This window comes from Flagellimonas sp. 389, assembly GCF_018449435.1.
In the GTDB taxonomy this organism is placed as follows: Bacteria; Bacteroidota; Bacteroidia; order Flavobacteriales; family Flavobacteriaceae; genus Flagellimonas.
This window is the reverse complement of the sequence record NZ_JAHCMU010000007.1, coordinates 122153-141161: the sequence shown is the minus strand read 5'-3', so window position 1 is coordinate 141161 and position 19009 is coordinate 122153. Positions and strand designations below refer to the sequence as shown.

At 38.8% G+C, this 19009-nt stretch carries 15 protein-coding genes and 1 riboswitch; of the genes, 12 read left to right on the top strand and 3 right to left on the bottom strand.

Annotated features, from left to right (window positions below):
- Positions 1-86: 86 nt before the first annotated feature.
- The gene (locus KIM67_RS07900) at positions 87-2477 is read left to right on the top strand and encodes a sodium-translocating pyrophosphatase (protein ID WP_213830796.1); all 2391 of its coding nucleotides are present in this window, start codon (positions 87-89) and stop codon (positions 2475-2477) included.
- Positions 2478-2556: 79 nt separating this feature from the next.
- Here the strand turns inward: KIM67_RS07900 and KIM67_RS07895 are convergent, their stop codons facing one another.
- The 3 genes from KIM67_RS07895 to KIM67_RS07885 form a co-directional block, all read right to left on the bottom strand.
- On the bottom strand, positions 2557-3207 hold the full coding sequence (locus KIM67_RS07895; RefSeq protein WP_213830795.1) for a hypothetical protein: 651 nt from the start codon (positions 3205-3207) through the stop codon (positions 2557-2559).
- Positions 3208-3228: 21 nt separating this feature from the next.
- Complete coding sequence (locus KIM67_RS07890; protein WP_213830794.1) at positions 3229-3930, bottom strand: energy transducer TonB; 702 nt, start codon at positions 3928-3930, stop codon at positions 3229-3231.
- A 207-nt stretch (positions 3931-4137) separates the two neighbouring features.
- On the bottom strand, positions 4138-4752 hold the full coding sequence (locus KIM67_RS07885) for a deoxynucleoside kinase (RefSeq protein WP_213830793.1): 615 nt from the start codon (positions 4750-4752) through the stop codon (positions 4138-4140).
- A gap of 291 nt (positions 4753-5043) precedes the next feature.
- Between KIM67_RS07885 and metK the strand changes: the two genes are divergently transcribed.
- The 11 genes from metK to cysD all read left to right on the top strand — a co-directional run bounded on the left by metK (position 5044) and on the right by cysD (position 18935).
- Positions 5044-6297: a methionine adenosyltransferase gene (metK, locus tag KIM67_RS07880; RefSeq protein WP_213830792.1), complete on the top strand. Its 1254-nt coding sequence runs from the start codon at positions 5044-5046 to the stop codon at positions 6295-6297.
- Positions 6298-6490: 193 nt separating this feature from the next.
- Complete coding sequence (locus tag KIM67_RS07875) at positions 6491-8434, top strand: CocE/NonD family hydrolase (protein ID WP_213830791.1); 1944 nt, start codon at positions 6491-6493, stop codon at positions 8432-8434.
- A 14-nt stretch (positions 8435-8448) separates the two neighbouring features.
- On the top strand, positions 8449-9105 hold the full coding sequence (locus KIM67_RS07870; protein WP_213830790.1) for a class I SAM-dependent methyltransferase: 657 nt from the start codon (positions 8449-8451) through the stop codon (positions 9103-9105).
- Between the two features lie 396 nt (positions 9106-9501).
- A riboswitch (SAM riboswitch) is annotated at positions 9502-9649 on the top strand.
- A 179-nt stretch (positions 9650-9828) separates the two neighbouring features.
- Entirely contained in the window at positions 9829-11121 is a 1293-nt protein-coding gene (locus KIM67_RS07865) for an O-acetylhomoserine aminocarboxypropyltransferase/cysteine synthase family protein (RefSeq protein ID WP_213830789.1), read from the top strand.
- A gap of 146 nt (positions 11122-11267) precedes the next feature.
- Positions 11268-11579, top strand: a complete 312-nt coding sequence (locus KIM67_RS07860) for a GIY-YIG nuclease family protein (RefSeq protein WP_250149199.1) — start codon at positions 11268-11270, stop codon at positions 11577-11579.
- 160 nt (positions 11580-11739) lie between these two features.
- Positions 11740-15126, top strand: coding sequence for a bifunctional aspartate kinase/homoserine dehydrogenase I (gene thrA, locus KIM67_RS07855; RefSeq protein WP_213830848.1), 3387 nt, complete (start codon positions 11740-11742; stop codon positions 15124-15126).
- 114 nt (positions 15127-15240) lie between these two features.
- Positions 15241-16416, top strand: coding sequence for a PLP-dependent aspartate aminotransferase family protein (locus KIM67_RS07850; protein ID WP_213830788.1), 1176 nt, complete (start codon positions 15241-15243; stop codon positions 16414-16416).
- Positions 16417-16478: 62 nt separating this feature from the next.
- A complete protein-coding gene (locus KIM67_RS07845; protein WP_213830787.1) occupies positions 16479-16889 on the top strand; it encodes an Rrf2 family transcriptional regulator in 411 nt (136 codons plus the stop codon).
- 180 nt (positions 16890-17069) lie between these two features.
- Entirely contained in the window at positions 17070-17333 is a 264-nt protein-coding gene (locus KIM67_RS07840) for a DUF2061 domain-containing protein (RefSeq protein WP_213830786.1), read from the top strand.
- A 12-nt stretch (positions 17334-17345) separates the two neighbouring features.
- Entirely contained in the window at positions 17346-17969 is a 624-nt protein-coding gene (locus KIM67_RS07835) for a phosphoadenosine phosphosulfate reductase family protein (RefSeq protein WP_213830785.1), read from the top strand.
- A gap of 39 nt (positions 17970-18008) precedes the next feature.
- Positions 18009-18935, top strand: a complete 927-nt coding sequence (cysD, locus tag KIM67_RS07830) for a sulfate adenylyltransferase subunit CysD (protein ID WP_213830847.1) — start codon at positions 18009-18011, stop codon at positions 18933-18935.
- Positions 18936-19009 lie beyond the last annotated feature (74 nt).

Below are 19009 nucleotides of genomic sequence, written 5' to 3'. Positions count from 1 at the left end.
AGCGCATTTTTTTTATTAGTCGGTATTTTACTACTTTTGCTGGCACTAAAAAAACATAAACAACTAAAAAAATTAACTAAACAACTATGGAACTAATAGTAAAGTTTTTGCCCGTATTTGGTGTTGTGGCCCTCCTATACGTTTTTATCAAAAGTGGATGGGTATCCAAACAAGAAGTAGGCGATGCTAAAATGGCAAGAATTGCCAAAAATATCGCGGATGGGGCAATGTCTTTCCTCAAAGCAGAATACAAAATATTGAGCATCTTCGTAATTGCCGTTGCCATACTTCTATTCTTTAAGGGAAGCAATGAAGAAGGGTCTAATGGTATGGTAGCACTATCATTTGTTGTTGGTGCCATCTGTTCTGCATTGGCAGGATTTATAGGAATGAAAGTCGCTACAAAAGCCAACGTGCGTACCACAAATGCTGCAAGAACTTCTCTAGGAAAAGCCCTTGAAGTTGCTTTTGCCGGTGGCGCTGTAATGGGATTGGGAGTTGTTGGACTTGGTGTTCTTGGTCTTAGTGGACTTTTTATGTTGTATAGTGGACAAGGTTGGGAGCTTGGCGAAGTATTGAATGTACTTTCAGGATTTTCATTGGGAGCTTCTTCAATTGCGCTTTTTGCCCGTGTAGGAGGTGGAATTTATACCAAAGCTGCAGATGTTGGTGCCGACTTGGTAGGTAAAGTAGAAGCAGGTATTCCAGAAGATCACCCGTTAAACCCTGCGACCATTGCAGATAATGTTGGTGATAATGTTGGTGATGTTGCCGGTATGGGAGCTGACCTTTTTGAATCTTATGTTGGTTCTATAATAGGTACTATGGTATTGGGTGCTGCATTTACACAAATTCCAGCTTTTCAAAGTTCTTTTGATGGCTTGGGAGCGGTTTATTTGCCATTGGTGTTAGCGGCAATTGGTATCATTATGTCTATAATAGGTACTTTCTTTGTAAAAGTTAAAGATGGAGGCAATCCACAAACAGCATTGAATATTGGCGAATTTGGTTCAGCGGGATTAATGCTGGTTGCTTCTTATTTCATTATAACAAACATGCTGCCCGAAAGCTGGACTTTTGGTGGAACTGAATATGGTGCCATGGGTGTGTTCTTTGCTGTAATTGCTGGTCTGGTTGCTGGTCTTGCAGTAGGTAAAGTAACCGAATATTATACAGGTACAGGAACAAAACCTGTAAATTCGATTGTTCGTCAATCCGAAACTGGTGCCGCCACAAATATTATAGCAGGTTTGGGTGTAGGTATGATGTCTACCATGTTCCCTATTTTATTGATTGCAGCCGCAATCTTGGTTTCGCATCATTTTGCCGGTTTGTACGGTATCGCCATTGCAGCGGTAGGTATGTTGGCAAATACAGGTATTCAGTTAGCGGTTGATGCTTATGGCCCAATCTCGGATAACGCTGGTGGTATTGCCGAGATGGCGGAATTAGAACCTGAAGTTCGTGAGCGTACCGATAAATTGGATGCTGTTGGTAATACAACTGCTGCCATTGGAAAAGGATTTGCGATTGCTTCTGCGGCTCTAACGGCGTTGGCCTTATTTGCAGCTTTTATGCAAACGGCAAACGTTACGGGAATAGATGTTTCCAAACCAAAGGTAATGGCTGGTCTTTTGATCGGTGGTATGTTGCCATTTGTGTTCTCTGCATTATCAATGAATGCGGTAGGTCGTGCTGCAATGGCTATGATTGAAGAAGTACGTCGTCAGTTCAGGGATATTCCACAATTAAAAGCCGCATTAGAGGTAATGCGTAAATATGATTCCGATATTTCAAAAGCAACTCCTGAGGACAGGGCTATTTTTGATGCTGCTGACGGTGTTGCCGAATACGATAAATGTGTGGCAATTTCTACACAGGCTTCCATTAAAGAAATGGTGTTGCCCGGTCTTTTAGCAATTGCTGTTCCGGTTGCTGTTGGATTTATTGGGGGTGCCGAAATGTTAGGAGGATTGCTTGCGGGCGTAACCACTTGTGGAGTTTTAATGGCTATTTTCCAATCCAATGCCGGTGGTGCATGGGATAATGCTAAAAAAACCATTGAAAGTGATGGACGTAAAGGAACCGATGCACATAAAGCTGCTGTAGTTGGTGATACGGTCGGAGATCCATTCAAGGATACCTCAGGGCCTTCTTTAAATATTTTATTGAAATTGATGTCGGTGGTTGCTTTGGTAATCGCTCCAAGTTTGGTAAGTCTTTCACCTGCGGATGAAGTTAGTATGATGAAGGAAGATGGTACAAAAGTTTCCATAACCGAAGATGGAATGAAGGAAACAAGACAAGTTGAAAAACAGTTCCGAGTTGAAATGAGCAACACTACGGATGGAGCCTACAAAGCAGTAGTTACATCAACCTATAATGTTGCTGGTGAAGCAAAAGAAGAGGTGAAGGAATTTGTAGGAGCTACTAAGGAAGAAGTTCAAAAACTTGTAGAAGCTTATAAAAAAGAGTAATCGTAAGTTTCTTAGATAAACTAAAAAAACCACGTTTCTTAAGCGTGGTTTTTTTAGTTTATCTAAGCAAACCTTTGTTTTAATTGTTGTAAGGATCCATAATTCCTGATGGGGTATGTCCCTGCTCTTTCTCTAGCTGACTTTTATTGAAACTACCAAAAAATTCATTGGAATAAATGTTTGAATCCTTGCTCGATGACGAACTGAACGCATCATCAACTTGTAGCTTAAACCTGAATTTGGCGGTTGTTTTCCCCTTTAAGCATGGAGCTTGTAAGTCCCAGTACTCGTTTGGCATTATAATGACGTTATGATAACTATTACCGCACCAACTATTGGGCAAATACTCAATATCTTGCCATTTACCTTCATGAAAGACTTGGCGTTTTAGATAGATTCTGCTGTCTTGTGCTGGAAGTTCAACTTTAGAGTTCGATGTATTTATGATAAACACTTTAAATCCGCTCACATTTTTAGCGTATTCCACTATTGAATCAACTTTCGCGATAATTTGAAAAGCTCTGTTTTTAGAAAATGTATTGATTTTTGAATCAATTTTCTTGGGTATATTTATAGCTTCGTAAAAGCCGCCCAATGCGGTTGAATCTATTTGACTTGTTCCTACATAAAAGTATCCCCTAAGTTTATAGTTTACGTCCAAACAATCTTGTCCAAATAGTGTTGAGCAGAATACGATGCTCACAATGTAAAACATAATTGACTTCTTCATAATTGTGGTCATTGATTGTGCTTACTGTAGTTTAAAGGTTATGGGTATGGCGAAGGGAACTTTTACGGCCGTACCCCTTTGCTTGCCCGGAGTCATCTTTGGTAGTTTTGAGATGATTCTAGCGGCTTCGGTTTCCAATATTTTATGTGGCCCACGCATTTTAACTTCTGCTATACTTCCATCTTTTTGAATTGTAAACACAAGATTTACACGCCCCTGTAGCCCCATTTCTTGGGCAAACTCAGGATAACGAAAGTTTTTGCGAATATGTTTTTGCATCATTTCCTGAAAGCAAGCTCGTTTATCATTAGCACCTTCGCAACCTGGGAAAACAGGTACGTCTTCTATTACAATAAATGAGACCTCATCTGGTGTATCGTCTTCAGCAACTTGTATATCATCTATAGGAATAATTTCTGTGGTATAGTTTGTCTCAGTTGATGCAATTGGGGAATCATCAATATCCGGATCATCAGGAATAATTTCAATAACAGGAGGAGTTTGGATTTTGGGTGGAGGTGGCGGTAATTTATGAAAAGTTATGGGGGCCTCTTCTGTAAGTTCATCTTGTAGATTTAGTTGGGCACTATCCCATTCTGTCACTGAGTATGTTTTCCATTCCAAAGCCAAATAGGCCAGTAATAGTACAGCTGTCAATCCCATAGAAAAATATAGGATGCTATTTTTTTCTAGTTTTTGGTTTTCATTCTTTTTTGCTTCCATCGTAATTGTTTTATAGTTACAAGATGAAAGTAGTTGTAAATGAGGTGCTTAAAAAGTTAGAATGAGTGAACGCACCTTCTGATTGAGGGAAAAACTTAAAAAGCCCTTTAGACTAAGTGATAGATTATATTGTCATCCTGAGCCTGTCGAAGGGTGGTCGGAGTTGATATATTCTTAGCTCTAAAAGCGAAGCGGTCGGAAATCTATTTAAAACAAACCATGTATTTCTGCATCAATTTTATTGATTACGGAACCTAAATCTTCAGGATTGTCCACAAAGTTTAAGTTGTCTACATCCAGAATTATGAGTTTGCCCTTTTCATAGGTATTCACCCAAGCTTCATAACGTTCGTTAAGACGGCTTAAGTAGTCTATGGAGATGCTATTTTCATAATCCCTTCCACGCTTATGGATTTGGTTTACTAAATTGGGAATAGAGCTACGTAAATAAATCAATAAATCAGGTGGTTGTACCAGAGTCTCCATCAGATTAAAAAGACTGGAGTAATTCTCAAAATCACGATTGGTCATAAGTCCCATGGCATGCAGGTTGGGTGCGAAAATATGTGCATCCTCATAAATAGTTCTATCCTGAATTACCTTTTTGCCTCCCTCACGAATTTTTAGAATTTGCCTGTACCTACTATTTAAAAAATAAATTTGAAGGTTAAAGCTCCAACGCTCCATTTGGGTATAGAAATCATCTAAATATGGATTATCCACAACATCCTCAAAGTGGGCTTCCCATTTATAATGTTTTGAAAGTAGCGTGGTTAACGTGGTTTTTCCTGCTCCAATATTTCCTGCAACTGCAATATGCATTATGTGGTATTTTATAGCTATTTGTTAAAATGGTCGGAGCTTGCAATATACAAAGTATATCGAGTTAGAAGAAAAAAATAGGTTGAAATGAAAGTAAAAGATGGATGTCGATAAAGTTTTGAAATTTAAGGTAAAGATGTATTTTTGTTTTCCAATAACGAGGATAGATTTGACTGATTGCAACCTCTAAAAATGCTAAAGCAGTTCATACCAGGTTAATTTTGGTATCTCTCCCGACAGAGATTGAACTTCTTCAACATGTGATGGTCAATATTTCCATAAAAATAAAGAATGGCATATTTATTTACTTCCGAATCTGTAAGTGAAGGACACCCAGATAAAGTTTCAGACCAAATTAGCGACGCTCTTTTAGACCATTTTTTGGCTTTTGACCCCGAGAGCAAAGTAGCTTGCGAAACTTTGGTAACTACAGGGCAAGTGGTTTTGGCCGGTGAGGTAAAAAGTGGTACCTACCTAGATGTACAAAATATAGCAAGGGACGTTATCAATACAATAGGCTATACCAAAGGCGAATATCAATTTAGTGGCGATTCTTGTGGAGTGATTTCATTGATTCATGAACAGTCCCAAGATATTAACCAAGGAGTAGACCGGGGAGTTAAGGAAGAACAAGGTGCTGGAGATCAGGGAATGATGTTCGGTTACGCCACAAAAGAAACAGAAAACTATATGCCATTGGCCTTGGATATTTCCCATAAAATCCTTCAGGTTTTGGCGAAATTAAGAAAAGATGGGAGTAAAATCAATTATTTGCGACCAGATGCCAAAGCTCAGGTAACCATAGAATACTCTGATGATAACGTTCCGCAACGTATTGATACAATAGTGGTCTCTACCCAGCATGATGAGTTTGACTCTGATGAAAAAATGCTGGAAAAAATTAAGAAAGACATTGTAGAGATTCTAATTCCTTTGGTAAAAAATTTGTTACCTAAAAAAATACAGGATTTATTTACGGAGGATATTACCTATCATATCAACCCCACAGGGAAATTTGTGATTGGAGGCCCTCACGGCGATACTGGTCTTACGGGACGTAAAATCATTGTGGATACTTATGGTGGAAAGGGAGCGCATGGCGGTGGAGCTTTTAGCGGAAAAGATCCAAGCAAAGTGGACAGAAGTGCAGCTTATGCAGCACGGCATGCCGCTAAAAATTTAGTGGCTTCAGGAGTAGCAGATGAAATTTTGGTTCAGGTCAGCTACGCTATTGGAGTGGTGGAGCCAACATCAATTTTTGTGGATACCTATGGTACAGCAAATGTTGATTTGTCCGATGGCGAAATAGCAAAAAAAGCATCAGAATTGTTCGATATGCGCCCTTTTGCTATAGAAGAGCGTTTAAAACTGAGAAACCCTATCTATTTGGAAACGGCTGCTTACGGACATATGGGAAAAGAACCCAAAACCGTCAACAAGATTTTTGAATCGCCTTATAATGGAAGAATAGAAAAAGAAGTGGAACTCTTTACATGGGAGAAATTGGATAAAGTTGACGATGTAAAGACCGCTTTTGGACTTTAGTGGCAGTATAACCCAATATTGAAAAGGAACCGAATTCGGTTCCTTTTTTGGTTTTATACCATATTGACCACAGACGAGATATCTAGATTTGCTCAGTTCTCGGTTGTGTTAGAACAGACAACTTGGATTTTCCCTGATTATTTTTCGTATTCTTAATTCAACTTTATTAGTTTTAGAACTTAAAAGTATAGCTATGCCAAAATTCAATTTTAAAATTTTCCTTACACTTGTATTTGTCTCGATTCTCTTAGGCTCTTGCTCAAAAACCAAGAAGTCTTCTTCCGATACTGAAGTTTCAACTAGTTACGTTGCGGACAACTATACTAAAAAAGAAGTGGATATTCCCATGAGGGATGGCATAAAATTACATACGACAATCTATTCCCCAAAGGATACATCCAAAGCGTATCCTATCATCATGCAGCGTACGCCTTACAGTTCTAGACCCTATGGAGAGAATCAATTTAAAGAAAAAATTGCCCCCAATATACACATGATGGAAGAAGGATATATAGTGGTATATCAAGATGTGCGGGGTAGATGGCTTAGCGAAGGCAGTTATGAGAATATGCGGGCATATATTCCAAACAAAACTTCGGATGCAGACGTGGACGAAAGTTCTGATACTTATGATACAATTGAGTGGCTTGTAAATAATGTTGAAAACAACAACGGTAATGTGGGCATCTGGGGTATTTCTTATCCCGGATTTTATGCTACCTACGCTACGGTAGATGCTCATCCGGCATTAAAAGCGGCCTCTCCCCAAGCGAGCATAGGAGATTTCTTTTTTGATGATTTTCATCATAATGGGGCTTATCTGCTAAGCTATTTTAGGGCAACTTCATTGTTTGGAACGCCAAGACCAAACGGTGACCAGCCTATAGATACGGCATGGTACACATTGCCTGATATTGGTACAGAAGATCAATACCAATTTTTCTTGGACAAAGGACCTTTAAGTAATTTGAACTCTTTCTTTGAGTACGATATAAAGGATAGAGCCTCTATAGCCCCAGATGCTATGACCGATGATTTCTTTTGGAACGAATTAAAGGAACACCCTAATTATGATGAACTTTGGCAAAGTAAGGGAATTATTCAGTATTTAAAAAATGTGAAATCCCATGTAGCAACCATGGTGGTTGGCGGTTGGTTTGATGCTGAAGATCTTTATGGTCCGTTGGAAACCTACAAGAACATTGAAAAATACAATCCGGAGAACTACAATACCATGGTTTTTGGTCCTTGGGACCATGGTAGATGGTCCAAAAGAGATGGGCGCACTGTTGTTGGCAACTATTACTTTGGAGATGAAATATCGGAATTCTACCAAGAAAATATAGAAACGAAGTTTTTTCATCATTTTTTAAAAGGAGCAGGTGACAAAAACTCGGGTTTGCCCGAAGCATATGTGTTTGATTCAGGTCGTAAAGAATGGAAACAATACGATACATGGCCACCAAATGGCGTACAGAAGAAAGAAATGTTTTTATCAGAAAATCAAGAACTTGCATCTGAGTCTAACAAGGTTTCGGGAATACAGTTTATCAGTGATATCAAAAAGCCAGTACCTTATTCCGAAGACGTTAAGTCGGTGTTCACACCAAGAAAATACATGACAGATGACCAGCGTTTTGCGTCTAGGCGTTCCGATGTCTTAGTATTTGAAACTGAAGTAATGGAAGATGATCTTACGCTGGCAGGAGATATTTTGGCAAAGTTAAAGGTCTCGACCACGGGGGATGCTGCGGATTGGATTGTGAAGGTAATTGATGTACACCCTTCCAATACCGAAACCAACGAAGAAATGCAGGACCATTTGAAGATGAGCAACTATCATCTCATGGTTAGAAGTGAGGTGATGCGAGGACGTTTCCGAAATAGCTTTACCAATCCAGAACCTTTCATACCAAATCAAAAAACTGAAGTCAATATAAAATTGCAAGATGTTTTTCATACCATAAAAAAAGGGCACAAGCTTCAGGTACAGGTACAAAGTACGTGGTTTCCTTTGATAGATTTAAATCCGCAGACGTATGTGGAGAATATTTTTAAAGCCAATGAAGAGGACTTTAAAACTCAGACACATACCGTTTTTACGGATTCAAGTATAGAATTTTCTGTATTGAAATAAGCCATGTCCACTTCATGAAAACCTCCAAAAAAGCCTGGCCTACAAAAAGGGTAATGGAACAGGTTTATGAAAAAAAGCTTTGGGGTGATAACGGTTCTCATTACTATTCTGGACAGGGTTCCCATCACCCCAATGTTGTGGCACCTTACCTAAAAGCAGTTACATCATTTTTACAATCCTTTGAGCACCCCATTACCGTTTGTGATTTAGGTTGTGGAGATTTCAATATAGGAAAGGAATTGGTCAAACACACTAAAAACTATATTGCCGTTGATATTGTTCCAGATTTGGTAGCATATAATAAAGAACAGTTTAGGGAACAAAATTTAGAGTTCAGTTGCTTGGACATTGCCAAGGATGAACTGCCATCGGGTGATTGTGCAATTTTGCGCCAGGTATTGCAACATTTGTCCAATGCAGAAATTTTGAACATTGTAAATAAACTCTACGGTTTCCAATATCTTTTGCTTACGGAACATGTACCTAAAGGAGGTTTTATCCCCAATAAAGAATTGATTTCAGGTCAGGGAATTCGTTTAAAAAAGCAAAGTGGGGTCGTGCTAACGGCAACACCGTTCCATTTAAAAATGAAGGAAGAAAAAAAGTTGTTATCTGTTGACAATATAGATTATGGAGGTGTCATTGAGACCGTATTATATACACTATTTTAGGTAGTGAAACCTATCTTTATCAGAAGCACATACTATACCTTAAGTAAAAATGCTTGAAGGTATTTCACACAGAAAAATGAAACAGCATTCCAATTAGCCTATTAAAAATCACGTTGGGTTGCTGTCATATTTTTTTGATTGGATTACAATCAATTTGTAATTCATCAAGTTTTTTGAAAAATCCGAGTATATGTGTTAATCTCATCCAGTTCTATCGTATTGGTGCGAAGCTCATGTCACACTATTTCTTGTGATGCTGTTTGTACTATTCTAAGTATTGGTCATGATAAGGTATCCTATAAAAACACTAGGTTTTTGTGAAATTTTCCATAATCATTAGGATTTTAAAAAAATCTGACGTTATATTTGTCCTAATAAGTTCAAACACGTATTGAATAGTTATCAAGAAAGGTGGAGGGATTAGACCCTGCGAAACCTTAGCAACCCTTAGTCTCTTGTACTAAGAAGGTGCTAAATTCTACCCTTTCCAAGCACGGCTTGGAACCTGTTGAAGTAATTCGACCAACATTGGGAAGGATAACAATCATCGAAATTTTTCGATTCCATTTTCTTATAACTTTTTGATTTTACCTAACCGCAAAGTCGGCGGACAGGGTTTGGCTTTTACTATTTCGTATCCTGAGCGTAGTCGAAGGATATGTTTAAAATGAAATCTTTTAAAACCAGTATCCAAAAAAAGAATGGATGCACAAAAACAAAATCATGAGTGATCAAAAATTTTCTACAAACGCTTTACACGCAGGTCATGATGTATCTGCAAATGGGGGAACGCGAGCAGTTCCAATTTACCAAAGTACGGCCTATGTTTTTAACGATGCCGACCATGCTGCAAATCTCTTTAACCTCTCTGAGCCAGGGTATATCTATACCCGTTTGAACAATCCCACCACAGATGTGTTGGAACAACGTTTGGCTGCTTTGGAGGGTGGTATTGCTTCTGTAGCAACTGCATCTGGAACAGCTGCCATTTCCACGGCCTTATTGGTATTGCTGAGAACTGGAGATCATATTGTAGCGTCTAGCAGTCTATATGGCGGAACCTATAATTTATTGGCGAATACGTTGCCAAGATTAGGGATAACAACAACCTTCGTTGACCCGGAAGAACCTTCTAATTTTGGAAAGGCAGTACAAGAAAATACAAGAGCCATTTTTGTGGAATCTTTAGGCAATCCAAAACTGGATGTGTTGGATTTGAAAGCAATTTCCTCCGAAGCAAAAACAGCTAAAGTGCCATTTATTGTAGATAATACCGTAGCAACTCCAGCACTGTTAAACCCCATTGAACATGGGGCCAATATTGTTATACATTCATTGACAAAGTATATCAACGGAAACGGAACATCGCTGGGAGGAGTGATCATTGATGCAGGAACATTTGATTATGGCAATGGAAAGTTCCCCGAATTTACCGAACCTTCGCCCGGATATCACGGATTGGTATACCACGAGGTATTAGGTCCTGCTGCCTTTATCGCCAAGGTCAGGATAGAAGGTCTCAGGGATTTTGGTGGAGCCGCCAGCCCCTACAATGCATGGCAAATTATCCAAGGGTTGGAAACTTTGGCAATTCGTATGAAGCAACATAGTGAAAATGCACTGGCTTTAGCAGAATGGCTGGAATGCAGAGAAGAAGTAGCTTGGGTAAATTATCCTGGATTACAATCGAGCAAATACCATGTACAAGTAAAGACGTATTTGCCAAAAGGTCAGAGCGGTATTGTCACCTTTGGTGTCAAAGGTGGATTTGAATCTGCTAAAAAGATAGCTGATGAAACCAAGGTTTTCTCTTTATTGGCAAATATAGGCGATACGAAGTCGTTGATCATTCACCCTGCAAGTACAACGCACCAACAATTGGATGATGCAGCCCAAGAATCAACGGGAGTTACAAAAGATTTGATTCGTTTGTCCGTGGGTCTAGAAGATATTGAAGACTTAAAAACCGATTTGGAAAGTGCCTTTGCAACTATAGATAAATCAGTTTTGGCGTAAAAGCCACTTCGGCTACGCTCAGTGACCCTATACTAACTTCAATTGAGGTTAAAAATCGGTGGCTGAGCGTAGTCGAAACTACTGATTAGTCTCAAATAATTTATACACGGTGGCTGAGCGTAGTCGAAGCCACAATAATGATGAGAATGAAAGGATTTGTATACATTTTAGAATGTTCCGATGGCAGTTATTACACGGGTAGTACGAAAGATTTGGATAAAAGATTGGTTGAGCATCAAGAAGGTAAAGGAGCGAATCATACAAAGAAGAGACTACCAGTTAAATTAATTTATGTTGAAGAGTACATGAGAATAGATTCGGCATTCTACCGTGAAAAGCAGATTCAAGGATGGTCTAGGGCTAAAAAAGAAGCATTGATAAAAGGGAAAGTCGAAACTTTGTCAGGCCTATCTGAATGTAAGAATGATTCACATTATAAATATTACAAGGAAGCATAGTTGTCACTTCGGCTACGCTCAGTGACCGATTAAGTTAAACATGATATAAAATGAGTTTTACCCGGAGGCTGAGCGTAGCCAAACTATCACAATGATTCTAAAAAGAAATCCTGATATGGTGGCTGAGCGTAGCGAAGCCACAGTTACAAATAAAAATAAAATGCTCCAACACATCAACATACCAAATTTCACTGCCCTATCTGGGAATACCCAAGATTTACAATTGTCTTACCAGTTGTTCGGGAAGGAATTGCATACCGCCCCGATTGTATTGGTAAACCATGCCCTAACGGGAAATTCGAACGTAACCGGTGATGGCGGATGGTGGACTGATATCGTTGGCGATAACAAATGTATCGATACTGGAAGGTACACCATTTTGGCCTTTAACATTCCTGGAAACGGTTATGATAGTTTCGTAATCGATAATTACAAGGATTTTGTGGCAGGAGATATTGCCAAGATTTTTCTCAATGGGCTGGAACAACTAAAGGTAGAGAAACTATTTGCTGTCATTGGCGGTTCTTTGGGCGGTGGTATTGCTTGGGAAATGGTAGCCCTTGACCCTAAAATCACCCAACATTTAATTCCAGTGGCTTCTGATTGGAAGTCAACAGATTGGTTGATTGCCAATTGCCAGATTCAAGAACAGTTTTTGGTAAATTCCAAACAACCCGTGCACGATGCGCGTATGCACGCCATGTTATGTTATCGTACTCCCGAGTCTTTCAAAGCTAGATTTAAGCGAAGCACCAATGAAGAACTGAAGGTTTTTAATGTAGAAAGTTGGTTGATGCACCACGGGAAAAAGCTTCAAGAACGTTTTCAGCTCTCTGCGTATAAGTTGATGAATCAGTTATTAAAGACAATCGACATCACAAGAAATGGCGGGGATGCTTTTGATTTGATTCAGAAAAGCGATACCAAGATTCATATCATTGGGGTTAATTCAGATTTGTTTTTTACGGCAGAAGAAAACAAGGAAACATTTCGAAATTTAGCACAGGCAAATGCTAATGTCACCTATGGAGAAGTACAATCGCTTCACGGTCACGATGCCTTTTTGATTGAATTTCAACAATTGGAAAACCTGCTTGGGCCAATTTTTCAAAAAAATGGGAAAAAGGAGCGCATCAAGATTTTAAAGTTTGGTGGAAAATCCTTGGCTAATGGCAAAGGATTGCAAAATGTACTGGAGATTATTTCTACAAGAGCTAACGCAGGAGAAAATTTTGGGGTAGTCCTTTCAGCGAGAGGTAAAGCAACGGACCAATTGGAAGCTATGCTCGAACTGGCAGCTAAAGGGAAGGATTTCAGTAAAGAACTTCAAACTTTTTCTGACTATCAAAGAGGAGCCTTTTCAAAAATTGAGCTTAAAGAAGAATTGAATCATATTGCAAAACTGTTAAAAGGAGTTTCGCTAACAGGAGATTATAGTCTAAAAATTAAGGATGAATTGTTGTCCTACGGCGAATTGATTTCGGGAAAAGTAATTACCTCGATATTAGTGGAATCTGGGGTTAAAGCACAACTTGTCGATTCCAGAAAATTGATAAAAACGGACGATACATTCAACGATGCTGAAGTGGATGAACTTGTCTCCAAAGAAAATGTTATCCGTTATTTTCAAGCATTGGATGCTGATGTTGTGCCTATAATTACTGGATTTATAGCTTCCAACAAAGAAGGTGAAACTACTACATTGGGAAGAAATGGAAGCAACTACTCTGCAGCATTGCTGGCGAATTTTCTGGATGCCAGCGAACTTGTTAACTATACCCATGTAGATGGTATTTTTACAGCGAATCCCGATTTGGTTCCCGAAGCTAGGTTGATACGTTACATTTCTTATGCCGAAGCAAACGAACTTGCAAATTTTGGTGCTACTATTCTTCATGCCAAGACGATAATCCCTTTATTGGAGAAAAACATTCCATTACGCATCCTGAACACGTTCAATATAAAAAATGAAGGTACCCTGATCGGTGCCGAAACAGAAAATGGGGGCATAAAATCCTTATCGGTTCTGGAGCATGTGGCACTAATAAATCTGGAGGGAAGAGGACTTTTGGGCAAAGTTGGGGTCGATGCCAGAATCTTTACCGTTCTTGGCCTCAACAACATTAACGTAGGAATCATTTCCCAAGGTTCTTCGGAAAGGGGCATAGGTCTAGTGGTGGATTCCAAACAAGCTCAAAAAGCCAAACGAGTACTGGATATAGAATTTAAGACCGACTATTCCAATAAAGATGTAAATCAGATTACGGTGGTAGATGATGTAGCCGTTATCTCGATCGTGGGAATGGATTTAAGTGCTTTTCACAAACCTTTCAATGCCTTGGCAAAAAATCAGGTTGTTCCTTTACTTTTCAACAATACAGTTTCAGGGAAAAACGTGAGTTTGGTTGTCAATAGTGCTGATTTGCACAAAGCCGTAAATGTGGTTCATGGACAGATTTTTGGAATCTCTAAAAGAGTAAATCTGGCTATTTTTGGTCATGGAAATGTTGGTGGTACATTGATAGACCAGATACTAAGTTCACAAAAAAGTATCGAAAAACGAAAAGGAATCGATTTAAGGATTTTCGCAGTATCTAACTCCAGAAAGACCTTATTTAATGTTGAAGGGGTACATAGTTCTTGGCGAGATGATTTGGAAGCTGCGAATGCATTCCATCAGACCAAATCCATTATAGAATTTGCTAAAAAGCACCATCTTGAAAACCTAATTGCCATTGACAATACAGCGAGCGAGTCCTTTGTATCCAATTATGAAGACCTTATAGCCAATGGGTTCGATTTGGTATCTTCCAATAAAATTGCCAATACGTTGGGGTTTGATTATTACAAAACAATACGTTCGCATCTTGAAAAAAATCAAAAGCAATATTTATACGAAACCAATGTTGGAGCGGGACTACCACTCATAGATACTATAAAACTCTTGCATCTTTCTGGGGAGAACATAACTCGTATCAAAGGGGTCTTTTCGGGTTCGTTGAGCTATATCTTCAATACGTTTTCCGAGGATGAAATACCACTTTCCGAGATTGTAAAAAAAGCTATGGAAAAAGGATATACCGAACCTGACCCTCGTGAAGATCTTTCAGGAAACGATGTAGGAAGAAAATTATTGATTTTGGCCCGTGAATTGGATTTGGAAAACGAGTTTTCTGATATCCATATAGAAAATTTGATTCCCGATACCTTACAAAATGTAGGTTTTGAAGACTTTATGGAAAGTATTGCGTCAATGGATGAAGTTTTTTCAAAAATAAAAAATAACCAACAAGAAGGGTACGTACTTCGATATGTAGGGGATTTACATGGCGATTTGCAACAAGAAAAAGGTATTTTGGACGTGAAATTAATATCCGTTCCTAAATCAAGTGCGTTAGGTCAAGTAAATGGTTCAGATTCGATTATTGAAATTTATACAGAATCCTATGGTGAAAACCCTTTAGTGATTCAAGGTGCAGGTGCAGGAGCTGCTGTTACCGCAAGAGGTGTTTTTGGAGATGTTATACGGATAGCGGAGAAAAAGTGATTTTTTAGTCGGTAGTCGGTAGTCGGTAGTCGGTAGTGAGTCGAAAAAGTCTTTGTTCTAGCGTCTTGAAGCATAACGGTCTATTGCCTATTAAATGAGCAACGAAAGCGTAAAATGAAAGAAAAAAACAAATTTGAGTTCGAAACGGAAGCCATACGTACACAACTGGAGCGTACCCAATTTTTGGAGCACTCCACACCAATGTATCTAACTTCCAGTTTTGTATTTGATGATGCTGAAGACATGAGGGCTTCGTTTGCCGAAGAGAAAGAACGGAATATTTATTCGCGCTATTCCAATCCAAACTCGTCAGAATTTATAGAGAAAGTCTGCAAAATGGAAGGAGCCGAAGCAGGTTTTGCCTTCGCTTCAGGTATGGCTGCCGTATTTTCAACATTTGCTGCCCTCTTGGAAAGTGGTGACCATATCATTTCTGCAAAGAGCATCTTTGGTTCAACGCATACATTGTTCACACAGTTTTTTCCAAAATGGAACATTGACACAAGTTATTTTGATATTAATGCTTTGGAAGAAGTAGAAAGTCTGATAACCAACAAAACCAAGGTTATCTATGCCGAGTCGCCTACCAACCCTGGAGTAGATATTTTAGACCTTGAGGCACTTGGTAAAATTGCGAAGAAAAATGGATTAATTCTTATTGTTGATAATTGTTTTGCTTCGCCCTATTTACAACAACCTATCAAGTTTGGAGCAGATTTGGTCATTCACTCTGGAACAAAGTTGATGGATGGTCAAGGCCGTGTCCTTGCAGGAATCACCGTTGGGAATGCAGAGCTTATCGATAAAATCTACCGTTTCGCAAGGATTACGGGTCCTGCACTTTCCCCCTTTAATGCTTGGGTATTATCCAAAAGCTTGGAAACATTGGGAATACGAGTGGATAGACATTGTTCAAATGCCTTACGGTTAGCTAAGTTTTTAGAAAACCATTCTAAAGTGGCTTGGGTCAAATATCCTTTTTTAAAATCCCATCCCAAATATGAATTAGCCAAAAAACAAATGAAAGCGGGAGGTTGTGTCGTAGCTTTTGAAGTAAAAGATGGGCTCGAAGAAGGGAAAAAATTCTTTGATGCTATAAAATTGTTATCACTTTCTGCCAATTTGGGAGATTCAAGAAGTATTGTGACCCATCCCGCATCGACTACACATAGTAAACTTACCAAAGATGAACGCGAATCTGTCGGTATCTCGGATGGAATGGTTCGTGTTTCTGTAGGGCTAGAACATATCGAAGATATTATTGCAGATATCGCACAAGCGCTAGAGTAGTATTTTTTCTCACTTTTTCTAAAGCAGGAAAAGCAGTTGTTAAATTTCGCTATATTCGTGGCATGCTCTCCAAAAAAACGAAATATGGTCTAAAAGCACTTACTTATCTTGCTTCAATGGATAGTAAGGAGCCCGTTCAAATTGCGGAAATCGCAAAACATGAGAACATCTCTCAAAAGTTTTTGGAAAGTATACTGCTTACCCTTCGCAGGAATGGTTTTTTAGGTTCGAAAAAAGGAAAAGGTGGAGGATATTATCTTATAAAATCTCCAGATGAAATTCAGATGACAACCGTAATGCGCGTTTTGGAAGGCCCTATAGCCATGGTTCCTTGTGTTAGTTTGAATTTTTACGAAAAATGTGAGGATTGTCCCAATCAAGACCAATGTTCGGTAAATAAGCTAATGCTCAAGGTGCGTGATGCGAATCTTGAAGTTTATCGGAACAATACTTTAGCCGACCTCATTCCCTGATTTAGAATTCTTCAATTATAATTGACTTTACCTGAAATTTTTATAACGATAAGGTTTATATCAAGTTAATCTATTAAAACTATAGGATAAAAGTAATTTTATTGGACTTTTAACGATTCACTTTAATAAATAATTCTATTTTTGATTATCCTATTAAATCTATAGGAAAATAAAATTATTATGATTGCAAACCAATTACTGATAAATAACAGAAAGACCAAAGATACTTTTGCAAAAGACAAAAGTTCAGAAAGCCCCAAGCGTAGTGTGGCCAAATCCATAAGCTGGCGAATAGTTGGAACATTTGATACCATCATCATATCCTGGGTGGTTACCGGTACTTTATCACTTGCATTTTCCATTGGCTTAATAGAACTTGTTACCAAAATGATACTCTACTTTTTTCACGAGAGACTATGGAACAGCATTGGTTGGGGTAAATAATGTTATGCAGATATGATAGTTTTAAAGGAAAAAATCCAAGACTTAAATCTACAATTTAAAGATGCCGAACCTAAAGAAATTATTTCTTGGGCCTTGGCTAATGCCACTACACCAGTGGTTACTACTAATTTTCGTCCTTATGAGGTAACCATCCTTCATGCAATAACGAACGTGGATAATGCTATTCCTGTTATTTGGTGTGATACGGGATATAACACTCACCCTACATATAAGCACGCAGAAGAGTTGATTGATCGTTTGGGTTTGAACATTAGATTATATGTACCTAAGCAGACATCGGCTTACAGGGATGTGGTCATGGGAATTCCCCAGATAGACGACCCTCTCCATACCACATTTACCGAACAAGTAAAACTGGAACCCTTTAGAAGAGCAATGGCAGAACATAGGCCAGATGTTTGGTTCACAAATTTGAGAAAAGGGCAAACTGCACATAGGGATTCTTTGGATATCCTTAGTCTAAGCAACGACGGAATACTAAAAGTAAGCCCCTTTTACCATTGGAACGATGAAAAATTGGATGCCTACCTTGAAACGCATCAATTACCAAACGAGCATAATTACTTTGATCCAACTAAAGTTCTTGAGAACAGAGAATGTGGATTGCATACTTAACCCATTAAAAAAAGTATTTTGAATACATTTCTAGAAGAAATAGAAACGCTAAATAGTAGTTCGGGTTCCCAAAAGTTACAGACAAATGCGCTGGAGCATGAAGCTATTTATATCTTTAGGGAAGTAGCGGCTCAGTTCGAAAAACCTGTCCTCTTGTTTTCAGGAGGAAAGGATTCCATTACATTGGTCAGGTTAGCTCAAAAAGCATTTTGGCCTGCCAAGATTCCTTTTCCATTAATGCATATTGATACAGGACACAACTTTCCTGAAACTATTGAGTTTAGGGATAGATTAGTTGAAGCATTGGGAGTGGAACTTATCATTAGAAATGTTCAGGACTCCATTGATCAAGGAAAAGTAAAAGAAGAATCAGGAAGGTATTCGAGTCGAAATTCGTTACAGACTACCACGCTCTTAGATGCAATCGAAGAGTTTAAATTTGATGCCTGTATCGGTGGTGCCCGTAGGGATGAGGAAAAAGCAAGGGCGAAGGAGCGTATTTTTTCGGTACGTGACGATTTTGGTCAATGGGATGAGCGCAATCAACGTCCAGAATTGTTCGATATGCTCAACGGACAAATCGAATTGGGACAAAACGTACGGGTGTTTCCAATATCAAACTGGACGGAGTTGGATGTTTGGTCCTATATCCAACAAGAACAAATTGAAATTCCGTCCATATACTTTGCGCATAAACGTAAAACTTTTCTAAGGGACGGTATGATTTGGTCTGCAGATGACAATATTGTTTTCCGAGAAGAAGATGAGTTGGTGGAAGAACGTATGGTACGTTTTCGTACGGTTGGCGACATGTCTTGTACAGCTGCTGTTTTATCTAATGCAATAAGTATCGATAAAGTAGTATCCGAAATAAGGGACTCATCTATATCTGAACGTGGAGCACGTATAGATGACAAGCGTTCAGAAGCTGCAATGGAAAAAAGAAAACAACAAGGATATTTTTAAAAATAGTTAATTGTTCGTAGCTGATGGTAGATTTGAGATAATAAAAACCACCATCGAACAACCAACAACCAAGA